Genomic DNA, 18,889 nt, shown 5'->3' with positions numbered 1-18,889 from the left:
CATTAAAATTTAAAATTATAAGAAACCCCAGGAACAATTCCGAAAATAGAAAGTCTTCTGGTTTCATTTGCTCCCGTATCTTCATTGGTTGTAAAACTCATAGAAGCAGCATTTTTTCTGTTGTAAACATTGTAAAGACTAAATACCCAATAGCTTTGCCATCCTTTCTTTTTGTCAGGTTTTGGAGTATAAGTTGCCGCAAGATCAAGATGATGGAAAAGAGGCAATCTGTTGTCGTTTCTCAAAGAATAATTCGGCACATGGATTCCACCAATTTCATAATAACTATTCGGATATGTTACTGGCTGACCAGATTGTAAAGTGAAATTACCATTGAAAGACCATTTCGGATTCAATTCATAACTTCCAACAATGCTCAAATTATGTAATTTGTCATATCCAGATAAATACCAGTCACCGTTTGCAATACCAGGTTCTTCTGGAGTTCTTCCTGGTGTTTTTTGTTCTGCTCTAGATAAGGTGTAAGAAACCCATCCGGTAAAATTACCAGTGTTTTTTCTAAACAATAGTTCTAATCCATAAGATCTGGCTTTTCCGTTTAAAATAACTTGCTCAATGTTGTTGTTAGCCAAAACATCAGCTCCGTCAATATAGTCAATACGATTTTGTACATTTTTATAAAATAATTCGGTTTCTAAAGAGTAATCTCCATCTCTGAAATTTTTAAAATAACCCATAGCATATTGATCCAAAATCTGAGGTTTTGTAAAAGGGCCGCTTGGTGTCCAAATACTCATTGGTAACGGAGATTGTGTATTGGATAAAATATGAATGTACTGCGCCATTCTGTTGTAACTCGCTTTTATAGAAGTTTCTTCGTTAAAGGCATAAGACAAGGCCGCTCTCGGTTCAAGATTATCAAATTTGCTGATGGTTTTTCCTTTTCCGTAAGTGATGCTTCCGTTTGGTGTTCCTTCTTCGTAAATATTGTATAACGGATTATAGACTACAGACTGACCATTTTCGTAAGTACTGATCGTCTCGTCTCCTAAACGGTAAAACATGCTGTAACGTAGTCCGTAACGGAAAGTCAGTTTTTCTGTAATTTGATTTTCAAAATCAACAAAAGCAGAAGCTTCTAAAGCATATTTTTTATCCAATTGCATGTAATTAAACTGCGAATCTGCAGAAGTTGGTTTTACAACACCTGGATTAAAGTTGTAATACAAACCATCAATTCCATAATTGATTTTGAATTTCTCAGATTGTTGGAAATTCCAATTGTATTTCAATCCGTAGCTCTGAATGTTGCTGTCCCATTTAAAACTTTCAATCGGAATTTCTAAATTAAATCTGTAATCGCTGTAGAAAGTAGATAAATTGCTGTTTAATCGATCAGAAAATTTATGTTTCCAGCTTAAAATACCCATTGTGCTTCCGTAAGTACTTGCAAAACGGTCATTAATGTCGAATAAATCATTTCCGAAATAACCAGAAAAAGAAAGCGAATTTTTAGCATTAAAACGATAATTCAATTTGGCATTCAAATCATAAAACATGGCAGAATTATTATTATCAGCCAATTTCATGAACAAGTGTGCATAAGAAGCACGCCCAGAAAGAATGAAAGAACCTTTTTCTTTTTGCAACGGACCTTGAACTAAAAGACGGCTCGAAATAATCCCGATTCCTCCATTTACTTTATATTCTTCAAAATCTCCAGTTTGCTGCGTAACATCTAAAACAGAAGAAACACGTCCTCCAAATTTTGACGGAATTCCTCCTTTGTATAAATCTAAACCGCTAACGATATCAGCATTGAAAATCGAAAAGAACCCGAACATATGCGAATCTGCGTAAACAGGAGCACCATCCAAAAGAATTAAATTCTGATCGGCAGCACCACCACGAACGTTAAAACCAGAAGAGGCTTCTCCAGCATTAGTAACTCCAGGCAAAGTCAAAATCGATTTTAAAGGATCTGGTTCTCCCATTGCAACTGGAATTTTCTTGATTTCCTGCATCGAAAGCTTGTTCACACTCATTTGTGTGGTTTTAATATCAACCGCTTTGTTATTCATTACAATAACTTCTCCCAATTGCTGGCTGTCAGAATCGATGTTAAAATTGACTTTAGTATCATCAGAAACAGAAACTCGTTTTTCTTCATTCTTAAATCCAACATAACTCACCTGAACCGTATAACTTCCATTTGGAACTTCAATGCTGTATTTTCCGTTGGCATCTGTTACAACACCAGTTTCCAATTCTTTAACATAAATATTAGCGCCAATAACAGGCTGTCTTTCGTCATCAAGAATTTGACCGGTCAGCTTGCTTTTTTTTTTCGGAGCTTTTTGAATTTGAGATTTCTGTTTTACAAAAATGTTGTTGCCCGATATAGAAAATTGTACAGACGAAGTTTGGTTTAATTCCGTAATAATCTTGCTGATTCCGGCATTGTTAAAAGTATGGTTCTGTGTGAAATACTTCTTATTAGTATCAATTTGATCTGTAAAAGCAAACTTGAAATCGGTTTGACTTTCAACCTGTTTGAAGAATTCTTTTAAAGTTACATTTTGATCAACAGTTATGGTGACGCTCTGAGCAGACATACACAAACTGAATAAAAAAAAGCATGCTGAAATTATATGCTTCATGAAATTTTGTATTTTTGAATATTATTAAATGGATAACTTAATGTTATCCTGAACATTAGGAGGATGTGGAGTTTCGCGGCTTACATCCTTTTTTCTCTTCATTGAAAAGTAATCTGCTTTAAATCTTCATTTATTTCAAAATTTAGGTTATACATTTCTGATAGTAATTGTAGAATCGTTTTTAAATCTTCTTTTCTATTGATTCGAATAGTGATTTTTTGATCTTGATTTTCTTTCGGAAGAATCACTTTATAGCCGTAATTTTCTTCGATATAATGGCTTATAACAGAAAGGTTTTCGTTGTCAAAATCTACAAATCGGCTAAACTCTGATACCGAAGCAATTTGGTTTCCGTAAGTAAATTTCTCTCCCGGTTTCAAAACCCATTTTTGGTTTTGTCCTTTTACATTCATCTGAACGCTTCCTTCAAAAAGTTCTACAGTTATTTCTTCATTTTCAGATTCTTTCACTGTAAAAGAAGTTCCTAAAACCGTAGTTGTAGTTTCATCACAGAAAACCTGAAAAGGATGCTTTTTGTCTTTCTTCACTTTAAAATACACCTCGCCATCCATTTCAATTTTTCTATTTAAAGCAAAATCGTTTCCGTAAATAATTTTAGAATTTGGAGCCAATTCGACTTTTGAACTATCTGGCAAAACGACATATTTTATTGTTGAGGTCGTATTCTCGATTACATTTTCAGAAAGCACTAGATTTTCAGCTGAAGTGTTTTCAGTAAAATAAAATCCAGTTCCAATAAGCGCAAAAATGGCGACCGAAGCCGCTGCATAAAGATGCCAAGGCTTAAGTTTTCTTTTCTTCTCCGGAAATGTTTTAGCCTGAAATTGTTCCCAAGAAGCTTCTTTTTCGTCTTCGGAATGAGAAACGGGAGACTCTTCCCATAATTTTTTAAATTCCTCGTCAAATTTCTCCTGATCCATCTTTTCTAGGTATTAAATGATTTGACAATGAAATCCTTGTTTGTTAAAAACGCCATATACCATTTCTTTAATATCACGATTAGTTTCAATTTTAAGGATGTTTTCGCGTCCTTGTCGATCAAAATTTATGATACAATCAGAAATGATAAACTGTAAATGAGCCACAAGTAAACTTGCCTCTTTTTTTGTTTTAACGTTAGTTTTATACGCTTCGATATGCATTCTGTTCTGGTTTTTTATATATAACAAACGAGAACAGAAAAGTTCCTAATGGTTTTCGATTTTTTTTCGAATAAATTTACTGGCGAGATAAATATGATTGGCAATAGTTTTCTCAGAAAGATCTGTTAACTCTGCAATCTCCTTATAGCTAAGGTTTTCCAGTTTATGTAAAGTGAAGATTTTTTGTTGCTGTTCTGGAAGCTGATTAATAAAATTTTGTAGTTTTTCTTGTCTTTCTTCAAAAATTCCAGAATCTGATTCTTCCTGCGGCACGTCAACTTGATTCGGATCAAGCTGAATTATTTTATTTTCTCTGTTAAGATGATTGATAATAATGTTCTTGCAGATAACAAATAGCTGTTTGTCTAACAAAACCTCTTCGTTAAGCAATTCTCTTTTATTATATAATCGAATGAAAGTTTCCTGAACAAAATCTTCGGGAGTAAAAACAGAAGAATGAAATCGCTTGGCAATATTTATCAGTTTATCGTAGTAGCTGAAGTACACTTCTTTGAAAGCGGCTTCATTACCCTTTTTTAAACTTAAAATAAACTTTTTATTGTCCATAACGAAAATGTCGTGACTAGCTTCCTAGTCTAAACTCATTGGTTTCAATATTATTGTATTTGGAAATTTGAGCAATCTCAAATCTGAAATGTAATAAGTTACAAAGAACCGTAATTAAATTTTAGATTTGACGCTTTTATTGGAGAAATGTTACAACTTATTTAAAATAAAAACCCTTAAACATCTGCCTAAGGGTTTTGTGTTTTCTATAAGGTTTATTAATTATTTTGCAATTTGAGCTTCGGGAAACTTCCAAGTTCCGTTTAATATTTCTTTATGCGGGCGATACAATCTTACCCAGTAATTCCAACCATCTGTAATTGGAATACAATTTGGCGTTTTGCCATCACACCCGCCAAATTGAATCGTTATTGATCCGTCGGCATCTTTTTTTGCTGTGATATTATTTAATGAATAGCTATCAAGATTATTTTTTTCAAAATAACCTTCTTTGTTATAAACGCTCACAGACCAAAAACCATCTACAGGAACATTTTTGACTTTAAGTTTATAAATTGTTTTGCCATCATTTTTTGCAGGATTAACAGAAAGGTAAAGAGCATCTTTTTCAGGATTTCCTCCCCATCCAGTTGCGCTACCAATCAAATGGCGAGTTTCGTCTACTTTTCCTTTTGGTCCGAACATTCCTTTTGTATCTGGAAGTTTTTTAGACACTTCGATCAATGAATCTCTAACTTTCTTCTGACTTACTGTATCCCAATTTGGTACTGTAAAAGTTCCTTTTTCTTTTTGGTCGACTTTAATTGCATCTTGTAATGCTGTCACAATTGACAAATCTTTAGGATCATTTGGGTCAATAAAAGTGCGTATTCCTAACATCAAATATCGCGTGCCTACTTTGTCTTTGCTAAAAGTGAAAGTTCCAGGAGCATAATAGGTTTCAGAATACTGATCCTCATCAATTGTCTGCATTGACATGAATCTCTTTCCAGGATTTGGAAGTGTTACTGTAACAGGCCCCGCATCTAAATCAAACACAGCCGATGAATATAAAACGTCACGATTTGCTCGAATTACACTTTGTTTGTCAATTGGCATTAAGGTTTTATAATGAAAAAATGTGCCAACATTACCAGATTGTTTGATTGAAGTTGTAAAATAAAGATCTGTTTCAGCACGATTGAAATTAGCTGCAGTGACAGGAATGCTTTTTTCTGAAGTAGAATCTACAGATTTTACAGATGTAGAATCTTGTTTTAAAGCTTCAGATTCATTTGCTGTATTCTTCTTGCAGGAAAAAACTAGGAATGTCAAAATCATCAAAAACATTCCCGACAAAAAATTTTGTTTACTTTTCATAATACTCATGGTTTAGTTAGAAAATAAATTATTTGTAGGATTCTTCTAGCTAAGTTATGAAATTATTTTAAAGTTGAAATTTGTAAGTGTCTGTTTATGTGTTTTTTTGTAAAATTATGAAAAAGTTAATTTTGATAAGCAGCAATAAGTTTATCTAGAAATTGAAAAAGCTTTTCATTCATTTCGGCAAAATCATGAGAAAGAATTTCTTGAGGATTTTGAATAAATTGATGTTTTTTGCTTTTCGCTAATAAATCAGTTTCGCTTTCAATTAAAAGAGAAACGACTTCAGTTGTTAATTCCATATGACATTGAAAACCATAAACAAGATCGGAATAAGAAACAATTTGAATAGGACAGCCTTTGCTAAATGCCAACACTTTACTTTCTTTAGTTAAACCTGGCATGTCGTTGTGCCAATGACCAACCTTTAGACTTTTGCCAAAATGATTTATTTTTTCATCTGTTAATCCTTCTCCGGTTAGAGTAATAGGAAAAACCCCAATTTCTTTTTCTGGACTATGACCGAAATTTGCGCCTAAAGCTTCGCCAATAAGTTGCGAACCCAAACAAACTCCCACAACTGCTTTTCCTGCAGAAATGCATTTTTGAATCAAAGCAATTTCAGCTTCGGCATTAAAATGCGGACATTCTTCAAGAGTAGTGTTGGGACTTTGAGGTCCGCCCATTACAATTAACATATCTATAGAATTAGCTGAATCTGGCAGCGCCTCATTTTCATAAACTTTAGAAAAAGTTATTTCGTGATTTCTGCTTTCTGCCCAATTCAGATACGCGCCTGGAGCTTCGTAAGTTTCGTGTTGTATAAAGTGTATGTTCATTCGATCTAAAAAATTACAGCAAATATATTAGGATAAAGAACGTTTTTGATAGTCCACTTTTTCTTTTACTAAAATAGTCCAGATTTAAGAATTCAGCGTAAGCATCATTTGAATATCGACTCTATCATAAGCTGAAGAAAGTCCTGTTATTTCTTTAAAACCTAATTTTTCATATAATTTAATGGCTGGCTGCAGTTTGGTGTTGCTTTCTAAATAAATTTTAGAAGCGCCTTTTTCTTTAGCCCATTTTAGTGCCGTTTCTGCCAATAATAATCCAACGCCTTTTCCTTGGGCTTTCGGACTAACAGCCATTTTTGCCAATTCGTAATCGTAATCTTTTCCGTCACTTTTTATTAAAGCGCAAACGCCTAAAACTTCATCATTTAAAACAGCTGCAAAAATTTCTCCGCCTTTGTTAATAATGTAATCTTCGGCGTGATCAAGTGCTTTTACATCATTTGGTTCAACTACAAAATAATTTGAAATCCATTCTATATTTAAATCCTTGAAACTTTTTTTATACTTTGGGTTATATGTTGCTATTTCTACTTGTTCGTTATTTTTCATAATGCTATTAAATACTATTTTTTATTAGTCTGCCCAATTTCTCCAAATCAGAATCTACGCGTTCATTCCATTCTAAAACATACGTTAACCTCATGCAGTTATTATATTGATTGTACTGCGAAAAAATTCTTCCCGGTGCAAAGACAATTTTTTGGGCTAGGGCAGTGTTGTATAATTCTGTTGTAGAAATTCTTTCATCTAATTCTAGCCATAACATAAAACCGCCTTTTGGCTGTGCAATTTTAGTATTGTCTGGAAAATAAGATTCTACAGCTCGGTTAATTTGAAGATAATTGTTGTAAAGTTTATTTCTAAAAGATCTTAAATGATGATCGTAGCGTCCGTGTTCCAAGAAATCTGCAATTACATCTGAATATAAAGAAGAATTACAAACCGTTTGAACTAGTTTTTGACGTATGATTTTATCTTTAAATTTTCCTGGCGCAATCCATCCAACGCGATAACCTGGCGCAAGAGTTTTAGAAACCGATCCGATCCATAAAACCAAACCAGCTTCGTCATAAAATTTACAAGGTCTAGGACGTTCTGAACCAAAGTAAAGATTACCGTAAATATCGTCTTCAATCAATGGAATGTTATATTGTGTAATCAGTCTTACCAGTTCTTGTTTGTTTTCGTCGGGCATTTGAAATCCCATTGGATTATTGAAATTAGTAACCAAACAACAGGCCTTTATTTCGGGTAAAACTTTTTTTAAAGCATCGAGATCTAATCCATATAAAGGATGCGTCGGAATTTCAACCGCTTTTAATCCTAAAGCTTTAATGGCCTGAAGGATTCCAAAATACGCCGGACTTTCTACTGCGACACTATCTCCTGGAGATGTCACGGCCATAAGCGCATTGTACATGGCATGCATGGCTCCAGAAGTTATTACAAGATCATCTTCGGTAATTTTTCCTTCCATAACAATTGCCCATTTTGCAATGGCGCGTCGAAGTTCTTCAGATCCTTGAACTGGTTCGTAGGCTGTTCCAGCATCGCCTCTGTTTCGAACAGCATTGATGATTCCTTTATTCAATTTTGCAACGGGTAAGAAATTCTTTCCAGGTAATCCGAGTGCAAATTGTGTCACATCAGTTTGATTGATCGTGCCGAAAACTTTATCGATAAGCTCTTCGGGCGTATTTTCTGTTTCGTGATTGTCTATGCTTGCAATTGTCGGAAGTGCCGTTGTACGCTGTGAACTTTTGCTCACATAATATCCCGTCTTTGGACGAGATTCTATTAGCGAACGGCTTTCAAGTTCTAAATATGCTTGTTTAATGGTATTCAAGCTGACATTATATAGTTTCTGCGCACTTCGAACAGAAGGCAGTTTGTCGCCAAGCATCAAAGTTTCTTTGTGAATTTGATCTTCAATGATTTTAGCAATTTTTAAATATAATGTTTCTTGTTTCTTCATTGTGCTTTTTCTTAAGCGTTTAAAGGTTTAGATAATGAATGAAATGTTCGGTGCTTTTTTTTAGCTGTTCGGCATTATTGAAATTAGCACTTCTTTTTTTCGCTAGAAAATTTTTGATGAATTCAATAAACGTTGCTTTGTCTTCATTTGTCAAACTTCCGTTATCATAAATTTTAAAGTCGATTTCATTGTTTTCATCCAAAACTAAACTCGCAAACGAATTAATTTCATTTTCTTTTTCGCAGAGAAGAAAAGGCATTCCAAAAAGCATTTTATCTTCAGCTTTCTCACGAATATTTTTAATGAAGATATTTTGCAAGATCTCCATATCAAATACATAAACTTCTCTAAATATTGTTTTTTCCTGTGTTGCTGCTTTAGATTCCATATCTTTTTTTAGCAAAATTATTGCTATTGAATATCTGGGTACAGATACAGAAAAAGATTTTTTTAAGGGTACAGATTAAAATTACTGTTTTTTGTTGATAGGGAAAAATAATTATAAAAAGAAAGTCCCTGAATTTGATTCAAGGACTTTAAATTATATAAAAGAAAAAGGAAATTAGTTATTGATTTTCCTTTTCTAAATCGGCTGCAGAAATCTGATCTAATATATTAGTTTGATTTGGCGAAATGTAGTTTTTATTTTCCAGTGTAGCTTCTTTCTTAAAAAGAAGGTCTAGGGCATTGTACAGTTTCAATAAAACATCTCGATCTGCTTTATCTATTTCTAAAGCAGTATTAAAATTAAAAACATAATTATTCGAATTGCGCACTTCGACTTTTATTGTTTTTGATGTGATCTTAAATTTAACTATATCCATGTTTTGTAAATTACCTCTGCAAAATAACTATTTTAATGGTAGTTATCAATGTTTATTTTCTTGTTTTTTTAGTGTTTCAAAAAGATTTTTTCACTAAAGTTTTTTTGTTCAAAAAGAGTAATTAAAATAAAAAAACCTTAAATATTTCTGTTTAAGGGTTTTATCTTCTGAGTAGCGAGGACGGGAGTAACAAGCTTAATTTACTTGAATCTTTTGAATTGATTTTTGTTTGTAAGGTGCTGTATTTGTTGGTATTGTTTCATTATTTAATTGATTTAAATTTAGAGAAATTTTAATAAAATTCATAAGTATCCGTGAATTATCCGTGAATAAATTTATATATTTGTTATCAATAAAATCAATGGTTTATGGCTACTATCCAATTCAAGGCACTAGGTAAAAAAGACCCTGTAAATTTAAACATGAGATTTTTTCATAATAAAATTAACTGTTATGCAAAATCTAACATTTTTGTCGATAATAAAGACTGGAGTGACAAGACTCATAAAATAAAGCAAACTGCTCCTGATGAGATTAAAAAGTATGTTAATGAGACTATAGATTCACTTTCTAAGTTTGTTTTAAATAGTTTTAAATTCGATTTTCCAAAGGGGGAGAAAATAGATTCTGATTGGTTAATTAGGAAGGTGGATTTGTTTTATGGCAGACCAAATGATTTTGATGATTATCATTATTATTTTGCGCCATTTGTTAAAAAATTCATAGAAGAATCAAAAACTAGGCTGAATCCGAGGAACGGAAAACAAATATCTGAAAAAACGATTCAGAATTATACAACTACTTTGACAAGAATAAAAGAATATGAAACATTAAAAGGATTAAAGCTTAAAACAAAAGAAATTAATTTAAAATTTCACGCTGGTTTTACAAGTTATTTAAAGCTTGATAAAAAATATTCCAGCACTTTGATTGAGAAATATATTAGTCAAATTAAGTATTTTGTAAAGGAAGCAAAAATTGAAGGATTCGAGACAAGTGTTGAAATTGAAAGTTCAAAATTTACTTTTGTTCGAGATGAAACAATAGATACATATTTAAATGAAAACGAAATAGATAAGATATTTAACTTAGATCTGTCAAAAAATAAGAGTTTGGATAATACAAGAGATTTATTAATTGTGGGAGTTTGGACAGGGCTAAGGGTTTCAGACCTAAAAAGAATTAATGATTTTAATATTTCACAAAATAGAATTAGCATTGCGGGAACTGAAAAGAATAATGCTTTTGTAGAAATACCAATCCATCCACAATTAAAGTATGTTTTGGAAAAAAGGAATAACGTATTACCTGAATTGTCGGAGCAAAATTTTAATATAAATATTAAGAGAGTTTGTCAGATAGCAAAAATTAATGAAGTTATATTAGGCAGTATAAAAGACCCTGAGACTAACAGGAAAAAAGTGGATTATTATCCAAAATATAAATTAATTTCGACGCATTCTATGAGAAGAAGTTTTATATCGAATCATTATGGGAAGTTGGATGATAAAACAATAATGGCTATTTCCACACATAAAAGTCATTCTCAGTTCATGCGATATGTCAAAACTACCTTAAAGGAACATGCGAATAAATTCGAAAAATATTGGGCAGAAAAGGAAGAGTTGAAAAATAATTTGAAAATTGTTTGAGAATTTTATGTAACGAGGTATTCGGAAAATTAATACTGTGACAATACTCAAATTATGAGATATCTATTGAGAAACAGTTTTTTTCTAGATTAGATTAATACTGAAAGAATTTGCTAAAAAATTAAAAGCATTGTGGGAGAAGCAGAAACAAATATTAAATTCTATTAACTAATTTTTTCTTTTACCAAATTAGTAAAGGAACAGCAAATTTTAAAAAATGCAAGTATGGAATTAAAACCTTTATCGAATGAAAGTAGATTAATTGATTTTATAGCTTATATTTTGTATGACTATAATAAATATACAGGATATGATCATATTTTAAACTCTTTCTTTCTCCCTTTTTACAAGCATACCGAGAAAAAAACATCTAAAATTACAAAACCAAATGGTTACGAAAAATATCTTAGGGAATCACTTGATTGCAAGTATCTTGTACAAGCCATATCCTTAAATGGAAGCTTTGAGATTTCTAACGAGGGTTTTAAAATTTTGGAAAATTATTTTTGTACTAATTTCTCGTATAATTCTGAAAGTGAAGTTGAAGATTATGGTGCAACTCCAAGAAAAAAAAACAATCTTGAAATTTCAATAAGTCAGATAAAGGATTATCTAAAGGATTATAATTCTTTAGCTTTAATAAATGACAAAGTTTTTATTTCGTATTATAAACAAATCATTATTGCATATGATGACTGGATTTGTGTTTATTTGCGAAGGGAAAACAGAAGAATAAAAAAAAAATATTCCGATTCAAATAAAATTAATGCAATACATAAAAGTGAATTTATAAATTACCATCATAGAAAATTAATTAAGACATATATTCACGAATTTGAATTTAATGTATATGAATTTGTTGTGAATATGAATGATGATGCAGTTGATTTTACTGTGGATATAAATAAGTCACTAATTAAACAGTTGGAGTTCTTGTTGTCATTTAACGAGATTGAATATGAAAATATGGTTTTAAGAAAAGAAATTAAAACTGCACTAAATGAATACTTAATCAAATTATTTGAATATCACTTTAATAAAGTGCCTTTTTCGCTAACAAATGATCTGGTGAAAACTAAATATAGTATTTTTTATAACTCTAAAACTGATTATGTTGACTTTTTGATGAAAAAAGGGTTTACTGATATGGATGTAAAAAATATTCTTAATATATTATCAAATAATCAATTTGGTGAATTGGGATTTAAATTTTTGAAAAGGAATAATTTAAAACAGATAGAAGTTTTTCATATTTTATATGCTTTTTATGTTTTTGATTTTTGTGATGCACAAAACTTTAGTTCAGCTAGAGATTTTGATTTAGTTATTAATTTTCAGTGTTTAAAAGAAGAGCTAGACAATAAGCAGTTCAAAAAGTATTATGAAAATATAGATAACAAAAATTCTAGGCATTACCCATTTAGTCAATTCGAAAATAGTACTAATTTGTTACTTGAAAAAATAATAAGTAATGCAGGAATGTTTAAGCGAGTGTTATATAAGTAAAAAAATGTTAAATGATTTCCCTGTGTTTTTCCCTCTTTTCCCTTTAGTTTGTTTTGCTTTATGAAAATGATAAACCAACAACATTTTCTAAAATTAAATATGACACAAAACAAATCAAATCTATTAGTTCAACTTAACGTAGGAGATTTGCAACAGTTAATTCAGGAAGCTGTAAAAATGGAATTACAAATAATTGCCAATTTGTTTGCCGAAAAGCCACAAGAAAAAGAAAGCGAACTACTTACAAGGAAAGAAGTTTGTAAGCTCTTAAATGTTTCCGAAACCACGCTTTTTCATTGGAATAATGATGATACGCTTCCTGCGCAAAAAATAGGAAGTAGGGTGTATTATCAAAAGGCTCAAATTATGGAAAAACTTAAATTCCGTAATTAAGAAACTATTCTTCTAACGGTTTAAACTTCTGTGAATGCTTTGTTTTCTAGAGACAAAGACTATCAGATTGTGTTACTCGGGCAATTTCCGCCCACAAAATCAATTTATTACTAACACTGTAGCAATGTTATAAAAACATAGTATGGCATTGCTATGCCTTAAAAATACCGATAAGTTATGTATGACTTTATAAAAACAAACGTAATTGATAGCTCAAGATTTGAGCAGAATATTATCAATAATAAAATAGCAGATTTAATGACGTTTACAAACAACTTTACGGGAGAAATACAAGAGTATCCCAAGTGTGGAAAATATTTAAATCTAGACATTAAAATCAACCCTTTTCATTCTAAATTATCAGGTAGTTTACATAAATTTGAAAACCTTGTCTTTTTAGGAGAAGATCAAAACTATAATGATTTTACTTATCTTCAATTGTCTTCATTGATTCCTAGATTAGAAGAAACCTTTGATTTAAAAGGTAATAACAGTTTGAGTTATCTAGAATTGGGTTTTAATCTAAAATTAGATTTTGACCCTAAAAAATTAATTGATAACAATCTACTAATGTATGATTATAAGAGCCATGCAAAGAATTTGAAATTTCGCGGGAATGGAGATTATAAAGAATTTACTAAAACTGATTCTTCAATAAAAATTTATAACAAATCAAAACAGTACGGTAAAGAATTTAAAATCAGTAATAATATTTTAAGAATAGAATTAAAACTAAAGTCTAAAAGAATTATACAACGACTAGGAATATTTTCTTTAAATGATTTATTGGATAAAGAAAAGATTTTTACTGTCTTTAAGTTTTTGTATAATGAATACCAAAAATTAATGATAATTGATGGTTTAGATAAATTTGATATTCCGCAACAAGATTTAGAAAAACTAAATAAATATACAAACCCTAATTATTGGCAAAGATTAAGGGAAAACAAATCTTATAAAGTTCGATATAACTTAAAGAAGAACTGTAATCTTTTGATAAAGAAGTATAATTTAGATACTTTAAAGAGAGAATTAGATGATAAATTAATGAATAAATTTTGGGAATTAATAGACTTTAATGAAGTGGATTTGTTTCAACCAAAATCATCATAGGGCTTAAATGTCAAATATTATAGTAATAACAAACCCGCCTTTTTATGAGCGGGTGTTTGTATGTTTGGATTACTGTTTGAATAGCTCCATATTTGGCATATCTTGATTTGAATAAATATCATGTTCGATTTTAGAATTAGATATTTTAATGAATCTGTAAGAAGTAGTTACGCCTTTGGTGCTAAATGAGAATTTATATTCGGAATCAGTTGTGGTTTCATCTATTTTTAAATCTGTTGCATTGTTTGAGGATTCTAGTATGCAAATACTACTGTTAGTGCTTAATACGCAAAAATCATTTTTAGTGAATCTGAAAGTGGGTTGATATGTGTACGAGCCATTGCTTCCATATTTTTGCGCCCATGTTCCTTGTATCCAGCTTGGCGGATTTAAGGATTTACTTTTGGAATTATTTTCTTCTGAAGATGAACAGGAAAAGATGATTAACACTGTCAGTAATAAAATGTAATTTTTTTTCATAATATTGATTTTAGTTAAGCTTTAATGATCTTACTGATTGTTGCTAAAATTATAAATCCGATTATTGTAAGTATTATTATTTCAATTTTAAAAGTTAAAGATATACTTATTTGTTGGATTTCCGTTTGGATCTGGTTTGTCAAATAAAACTACTTTTTTGAAACCTCCGTAGATGTGAACCTCGCCATAATAAGATGTATAGAAATAATAGTTTTCCTTGGCGTTGTATCCATCTAATAAAAGATAACGGATTAAAGGCTCTTTAAAATAACTTCTTTTGAATGTGAGATAATAGTCGAAATAATTGATTTCGGAAGCTCCAGTGTAGCTTTCTGTCAGTTGCCATTCATTATTAACAAACTTATATTTATCTACTGATTTTGCTATATGCTGACCTTTATACTTTTCAAGATTACTAACGGTATTTTGCTTAGCATTTGGTAAATAAATTTTGTTTGTTGGATCGTCTACAGAGATTTCTTGTGAAAATACGGTAAAAGAAAAAAGTATAAAAATGTAAAAAAATCTATTCATAAATTTTTCAGGAAATAGTTTTTATGGAACTTAATTTTAAAACTCTCTGTGCAAAATCATTTTCACTTATGGCTAATGTTCTTTCGAATTCTTTCTGAAATTTATTGTATTGTAGCTGAGTCGGTTCGCCATTACACCAAAGTAATTCCATAGCCATGAACACAAGTAAATCTTTTTGCTTATCATTTAAAGAGTTTAACGTGTCTTTGTGGGATTTCATATTAGTGAATAGGATATCTTGATATGCATAAGTTTCCGATAAACGTAGATCTAAAATTTTTAGATGACTATCTGCAATATTGGAGTATAATTGTCTTACGGAAGCATCGGTTATATAGTTAAAAGAAGTGATTCCAGCTATGAATGTGTTACATGCTAATTTCTGTGTTCTCGTAAGCGATTGTGCAACATCAGAGAAAAACTCAGATTCTGTAATGTCAGTTTTTTTTGTTTTTTGTTTGCCATGACTTGGATATGATTCGGTCGGGAGGTTAAATTTAAAACGGACATGGTTGAGACTTGAAAATATTGCATCAAATGTAGCGCTATGGCTGATTTTGTACTGCTGGGCTATTGATTCTATATTCAAATAATAAGAAGCTTCTCTGGTTTTAATAAGGTTTTCTATTGCTTTAATTCTTAAAGTTGCGTCAGAAAAGCTAGTTATAACTTCTTTCTTAATAACTGTTTCAAGTTCTTTCAAAATGTCTGCACGCAGTTTGTCGTCATTTCCAGATTTCTGATATTCGGATGTAAGTTTGTAGTCTAAATTTTTATCTCTATTATTAAAAGCGTAAAAATATAAAGCTATTGCTAAAAGAATGACAAAGAATATAATCATAGGTTCAAAAATTATATCACCCAAACCCAAAGCGAAGTTATGATACAAAAAAGCGTGGGTTCATAGCCTTAATTAGTCAGAGGCTTCCGACGGCCCACACACAAACAAGTACTACAAAGCCCACGCCGAAGCGCGGGCATCAGTCTTACTTTCTCGGTGTGTTTTGAAATTGTCGGAATTCCTGACACGAAAAAATAGCTAACGCCTAATATTTTATTATAAAGTAAAAGTAATAAATTACAATAGATTTCAAACAGGTTTTTACTTTAGCTTCAAAAATGTATATTCTTTGCAAAATAATTAGAGATAAATTTGATTTTAAACACAGTTCATTTCGATTCATTATATTTCTTAAATTTATATAAGAATAGCTTTTAAACGTGAGAAATGGAGAGGCTTGAAAAATATGATCGTGAATTTAAATTAAACGCAATTCGTTTGGGCTCTGAATTAGGTGTTTCAAAAGCTTCGAAACAACTTGCCATTGATTCTTCCAATATATATAAATGGAAGAAGGAGTTGCTTAAATATGGCGATAAAAGTTTCTGCGGAACGGGAAAATCAAGATTTAATCCAGAGCAAAAAATATTTTCTGAACAAAAAATAAAGCTACAAAGAGAACTGAGGCAGTTACAATTTAAAATTGAAATTTTTAAAAGTTCGAGTGAATATGTTTCTCAAGGAAGGCTAATGACATATTGCTTCATTGAAAATAATTTAAAAAAGTATAAACTGAAAAAATTATGCAAGGCTTTAGGAGTTGGCATTAACTCTTATAAAAATTGGAAAAATCAGATCGTTTCGCCAACACTTCTTCGAACAAATTTGATAAAAGAACAAATAACTTCAATATTTTTCGAATACAAAGAAATATATGGTAGCGCAAAAATTGCTGTGGAATTGCAAAGTCGAGGAATTAGTATTGGAAAGCGACAGATTTGTGACTATATGAGAGATCTTGGTCTAGTCAGTAAATTTAGACGAAATTATAAAAGCAAGTCTTCTTCGCGTTTTTATAGTTGTACATTTCCTAACGTTTTAAATCAACAATTTACGATAGAAGAACCTTCCAAGGCTTGGGTTTCTGGTATAACACGGCTTCAAACAAAAAGCGGGCTTTTATTTTTAACAATTATAATGGATTTATTTGACAGAAAAATAATAGGCTGGAGTCTAAGCAATGGATTAAGTGTTAAAGATACTACAATGGCAGCATGGAAGATGGCTGTTAAAATTCGTAAAACAAAAATGGGATTAATATTTCACTCTAATAGAGGAATGCAATATGCAAATAAAATGTTTGTGCATAAATTAGACTCTTATAAGCTGATTATTCGAAGTATGAATCGAATAGGAAATCATTCTGACAATGCTGTTTGTGAAAGCTTTTTTATTTCTCTAAAATCTGAACTTGTTGATTTGAATAATCTTCTGACTAAAAAGCAAATGGAGGAAAAAATAACTGAATATTTAGAAAATCTTTGACCTTAAACTTTAGTCTATGATAACATACGAACGTGCTTTCAAAGTGCATGCAGTTAAATTAAGTTATGATAGAGGTAAAGGACAACTAGCGTGTCTTGCAAGACAGTTGGGAATAAGTTCGGATAGTCTGTATAAATGGCGAAAAGACTATGAAAAATTTGGAAAAAGAAGCTTTCCAGGATCTGGTCACCCTAATTTAACTTCAGAACAAGCTGTCATCAGAGACCTTGAAAGAAAAATTGAAGATTCTAAAATTACGCTCGAAATCTTAAAAAGAGGAACCAAATATGTCTCACAAGGAAAAATAGCTACTAAAAATTTCATTGAAAACAACAAATCAGAATTTTCAATTGCAAAAATGTTATCCGTATTAGAAGTGTCAGAAACCACATATTATAGGACTAAAAAACAAGAACTTACAGATACAGAATCTAGAGTGTTATTATTAAAGCAGGAAATTACGTCGATATATTATGAATTTAATCGAAGATATGGTTGCTTCAAAATTACTAGAGAACTTCAAAGCAGAGGATTTAAAATTAAAAACTCTTCAGTAAAAAAATACATGAGGTTGTTAGGGCTACGTCGAATAGTCAAAAGGAAATATAAAGTGACAACAGATTCATTTCATAATGATTATGTAGTTCCAAATGTTTTAAATAGACAATTTACAGTCACAGAGCCTGCTAGAGCATGGGTTTCTGATATAACATACATACAAACTACGAAAGGTTTTTTATATCTTACGATTGTAATGGATTTATTTGATAGGAAAATCATTGGATGGTGCTTAAGTACCAAAATGAATGCTAAAGAAACTAGTTTGCCTGCTTTCGAAATGGCTGTAAATAATAGAGAAATCACTAAAAATTTAATTTTCCACTCGGACAGAGGGGTTCAATATGCAAATAAACTCTTCTCAGATAAATTAAGCTCTTATAGTTGTATTACGCGAAGTATGAGCCGTAAAGAAAATCATAATGATAATGCTGTAGCAGAGAGCTTTTTCCATTCTTTTAAAACTGAATTAATAAGGGGAAATAAAATATTGACGAGGAAAAGTATGAGAGTTGAAGTGTGTGATTACATTGAAAATTGGTATAATAAAAGAAGAAGGCATTCATTTTTAGAATATAAGACGATTGAGGAATTTAATAAATTTACCTAGGATAATTTATTTTGAATGCCTTAAATCTAATTCTATCGACAACCACGTGACTATGCTTAAAAATTTGTTCTTTGTAATATTATAAAATTTAAAGTGCAATCGTGCATATTAATCAATCTAATATTGTTGTTATTTTAACTGTTGCCGTTTGTGGTATGGTAAAAATGGTGTATACGAATCCTTTAATATGTACCTTGTAGAATTGGGCGAGTGTTAAATATGTTTGTACCCCCATACGGCTAAATTTCAAAAGAAGTGAGGTTTTATTTTTGATTTAGACAAAAGTTTTTTTTTATTTCTTTAAAATCTCTATTTGAAAATTAGCTATAATTGTAATTAACTTAGTTTTCAATATATTAAAATAGGTTGAGAAAAGTGAAAGTGAAA

General features: G+C 30.9%; 19 protein-coding genes. 6 read left to right on the top strand and 13 right to left on the bottom strand.

Going from position 1 to position 18,889, the window contains the following annotated elements; all coding sequences use genetic code 11:
* Positions 1-2 precede the first annotated feature (2 nt).
* The 10 genes from ACE01P_RS00565 to ACE01P_RS00520 form a co-directional block, all read right to left on the bottom strand.
* The gene (locus ACE01P_RS00565; RefSeq protein ID WP_379692926.1) at positions 3-2,621 is read right to left on the bottom strand and encodes a carboxypeptidase-like regulatory domain-containing protein; all 2,619 of its coding nucleotides are present in this window, start codon (positions 2,619-2,621) and stop codon (positions 3-5) included.
* Between the two features lie 98 nt (positions 2,622-2,719).
* Complete coding sequence (locus tag ACE01P_RS00560; protein WP_379692924.1) at positions 2,720-3,562, bottom strand: FecR family protein; 843 nt, start codon at positions 3,560-3,562, stop codon at positions 2,720-2,722.
* Positions 3,563-3,574: 12 nt separating this feature from the next.
* Complete coding sequence (locus ACE01P_RS00555; RefSeq protein ID WP_379692922.1) at positions 3,575-3,784, bottom strand: hypothetical protein; 210 nt, start codon at positions 3,782-3,784, stop codon at positions 3,575-3,577.
* 45 nt (positions 3,785-3,829) lie between these two features.
* On the bottom strand, positions 3,830-4,351 hold the full coding sequence (locus tag ACE01P_RS00550; protein WP_379692920.1) for an RNA polymerase sigma factor: 522 nt from the start codon (positions 4,349-4,351) through the stop codon (positions 3,830-3,832).
* Between the two features lie 222 nt (positions 4,352-4,573).
* Entirely contained in the window at positions 4,574-5,671 is a 1,098-nt protein-coding gene (locus ACE01P_RS00545) for a DUF1214 domain-containing protein (protein WP_379692918.1), read from the bottom strand.
* A 125-nt stretch (positions 5,672-5,796) separates the two neighbouring features.
* Positions 5,797-6,513 carry a type 1 glutamine amidotransferase gene (locus ACE01P_RS00540; RefSeq protein WP_379692916.1) on the bottom strand — a complete coding sequence of 239 codons (717 nt, stop codon included), beginning with the start codon at positions 6,511-6,513 and terminating at the stop codon, positions 5,797-5,799.
* An 84-nt stretch (positions 6,514-6,597) separates the two neighbouring features.
* On the bottom strand, positions 6,598-7,080 hold the full coding sequence (locus ACE01P_RS00535) for a GNAT family N-acetyltransferase (protein WP_379692914.1): 483 nt from the start codon (positions 7,078-7,080) through the stop codon (positions 6,598-6,600).
* A gap of 7 nt (positions 7,081-7,087) precedes the next feature.
* Positions 7,088-8,506 carry a PLP-dependent aminotransferase family protein gene (locus tag ACE01P_RS00530; RefSeq protein WP_379692912.1) on the bottom strand — a complete coding sequence of 473 codons (1,419 nt, stop codon included), beginning with the start codon at positions 8,504-8,506 and terminating at the stop codon, positions 7,088-7,090.
* A gap of 19 nt (positions 8,507-8,525) precedes the next feature.
* Positions 8,526-8,894 carry a hypothetical protein gene (locus ACE01P_RS00525; RefSeq protein WP_379692910.1) on the bottom strand — a complete coding sequence of 123 codons (369 nt, stop codon included), beginning with the start codon at positions 8,892-8,894 and terminating at the stop codon, positions 8,526-8,528.
* 178 nt (positions 8,895-9,072) lie between these two features.
* Complete coding sequence (locus ACE01P_RS00520) at positions 9,073-9,330, bottom strand: hypothetical protein (RefSeq protein ID WP_379692908.1); 258 nt, start codon at positions 9,328-9,330, stop codon at positions 9,073-9,075.
* Between the two features lie 368 nt (positions 9,331-9,698).
* Here ACE01P_RS00520 and ACE01P_RS00515 point away from each other — a divergent pair, with 368 nt between their 5' ends.
* From ACE01P_RS00515 to ACE01P_RS00500, 4 genes are all read left to right on the top strand, one after another.
* Complete coding sequence (locus tag ACE01P_RS00515) at positions 9,699-10,982, top strand: tyrosine-type recombinase/integrase (RefSeq protein ID WP_379692906.1); 1,284 nt, start codon at positions 9,699-9,701, stop codon at positions 10,980-10,982.
* A gap of 225 nt (positions 10,983-11,207) precedes the next feature.
* Entirely contained in the window at positions 11,208-12,488 is a 1,281-nt protein-coding gene (locus ACE01P_RS00510) for a hypothetical protein (protein ID WP_379692904.1), read from the top strand.
* A 99-nt stretch (positions 12,489-12,587) separates the two neighbouring features.
* A complete protein-coding gene (locus ACE01P_RS00505; protein WP_379692902.1) occupies positions 12,588-12,881 on the top strand; it encodes a helix-turn-helix transcriptional regulator in 294 nt (97 codons plus the stop codon).
* A 177-nt stretch (positions 12,882-13,058) separates the two neighbouring features.
* A complete protein-coding gene (locus tag ACE01P_RS00500) occupies positions 13,059-13,994 on the top strand; it encodes a hypothetical protein (protein ID WP_379692900.1) in 936 nt (311 codons plus the stop codon).
* 69 nt (positions 13,995-14,063) lie between these two features.
* Here ACE01P_RS00500 and ACE01P_RS00495 read toward each other — a convergent pair whose 3' ends face one another.
* From ACE01P_RS00495 to ACE01P_RS00485, 3 genes are all read right to left on the bottom strand, one after another.
* Positions 14,064-14,474 carry a hypothetical protein gene (locus ACE01P_RS00495; protein WP_379692898.1) on the bottom strand — a complete coding sequence of 137 codons (411 nt, stop codon included), beginning with the start codon at positions 14,472-14,474 and terminating at the stop codon, positions 14,064-14,066.
* An 87-nt stretch (positions 14,475-14,561) separates the two neighbouring features.
* Positions 14,562-15,008 (bottom strand): hypothetical protein, encoded by a 447-nt coding sequence (locus ACE01P_RS00490; RefSeq protein ID WP_379692896.1) that lies wholly within the window; start codon positions 15,006-15,008, stop codon positions 14,562-14,564.
* A gap of 7 nt (positions 15,009-15,015) precedes the next feature.
* Positions 15,016-15,849 (bottom strand): hypothetical protein, encoded by an 834-nt coding sequence (locus ACE01P_RS00485; RefSeq protein ID WP_379692894.1) that lies wholly within the window; start codon positions 15,847-15,849, stop codon positions 15,016-15,018.
* 387 nt (positions 15,850-16,236) lie between these two features.
* On the opposite strand from ACE01P_RS00485, the gene ACE01P_RS00480 reads away from it, so the two are divergent.
* Complete coding sequence (locus tag ACE01P_RS00480; protein ID WP_379692892.1) at positions 16,237-17,334, top strand: IS3 family transposase; 1,098 nt, start codon at positions 16,237-16,239, stop codon at positions 17,332-17,334.
* A gap of 16 nt (positions 17,335-17,350) precedes the next feature.
* Positions 17,351-18,502 (top strand): IS3 family transposase, encoded by a 1,152-nt coding sequence (locus tag ACE01P_RS00475; RefSeq protein WP_379692890.1) that lies wholly within the window; start codon positions 17,351-17,353, stop codon positions 18,500-18,502.
* Positions 18,503-18,889: the final 387 nt, after the last annotated feature.

This window comes from Flavobacterium sp. HJSW_4, from assembly GCF_042436695.1.
Taxonomy (GTDB): Bacteria; Bacteroidota; Bacteroidia; order Flavobacteriales; family Flavobacteriaceae; genus Flavobacterium.
This window is presented reverse-complemented; position numbering and strand designations above follow the sequence as displayed.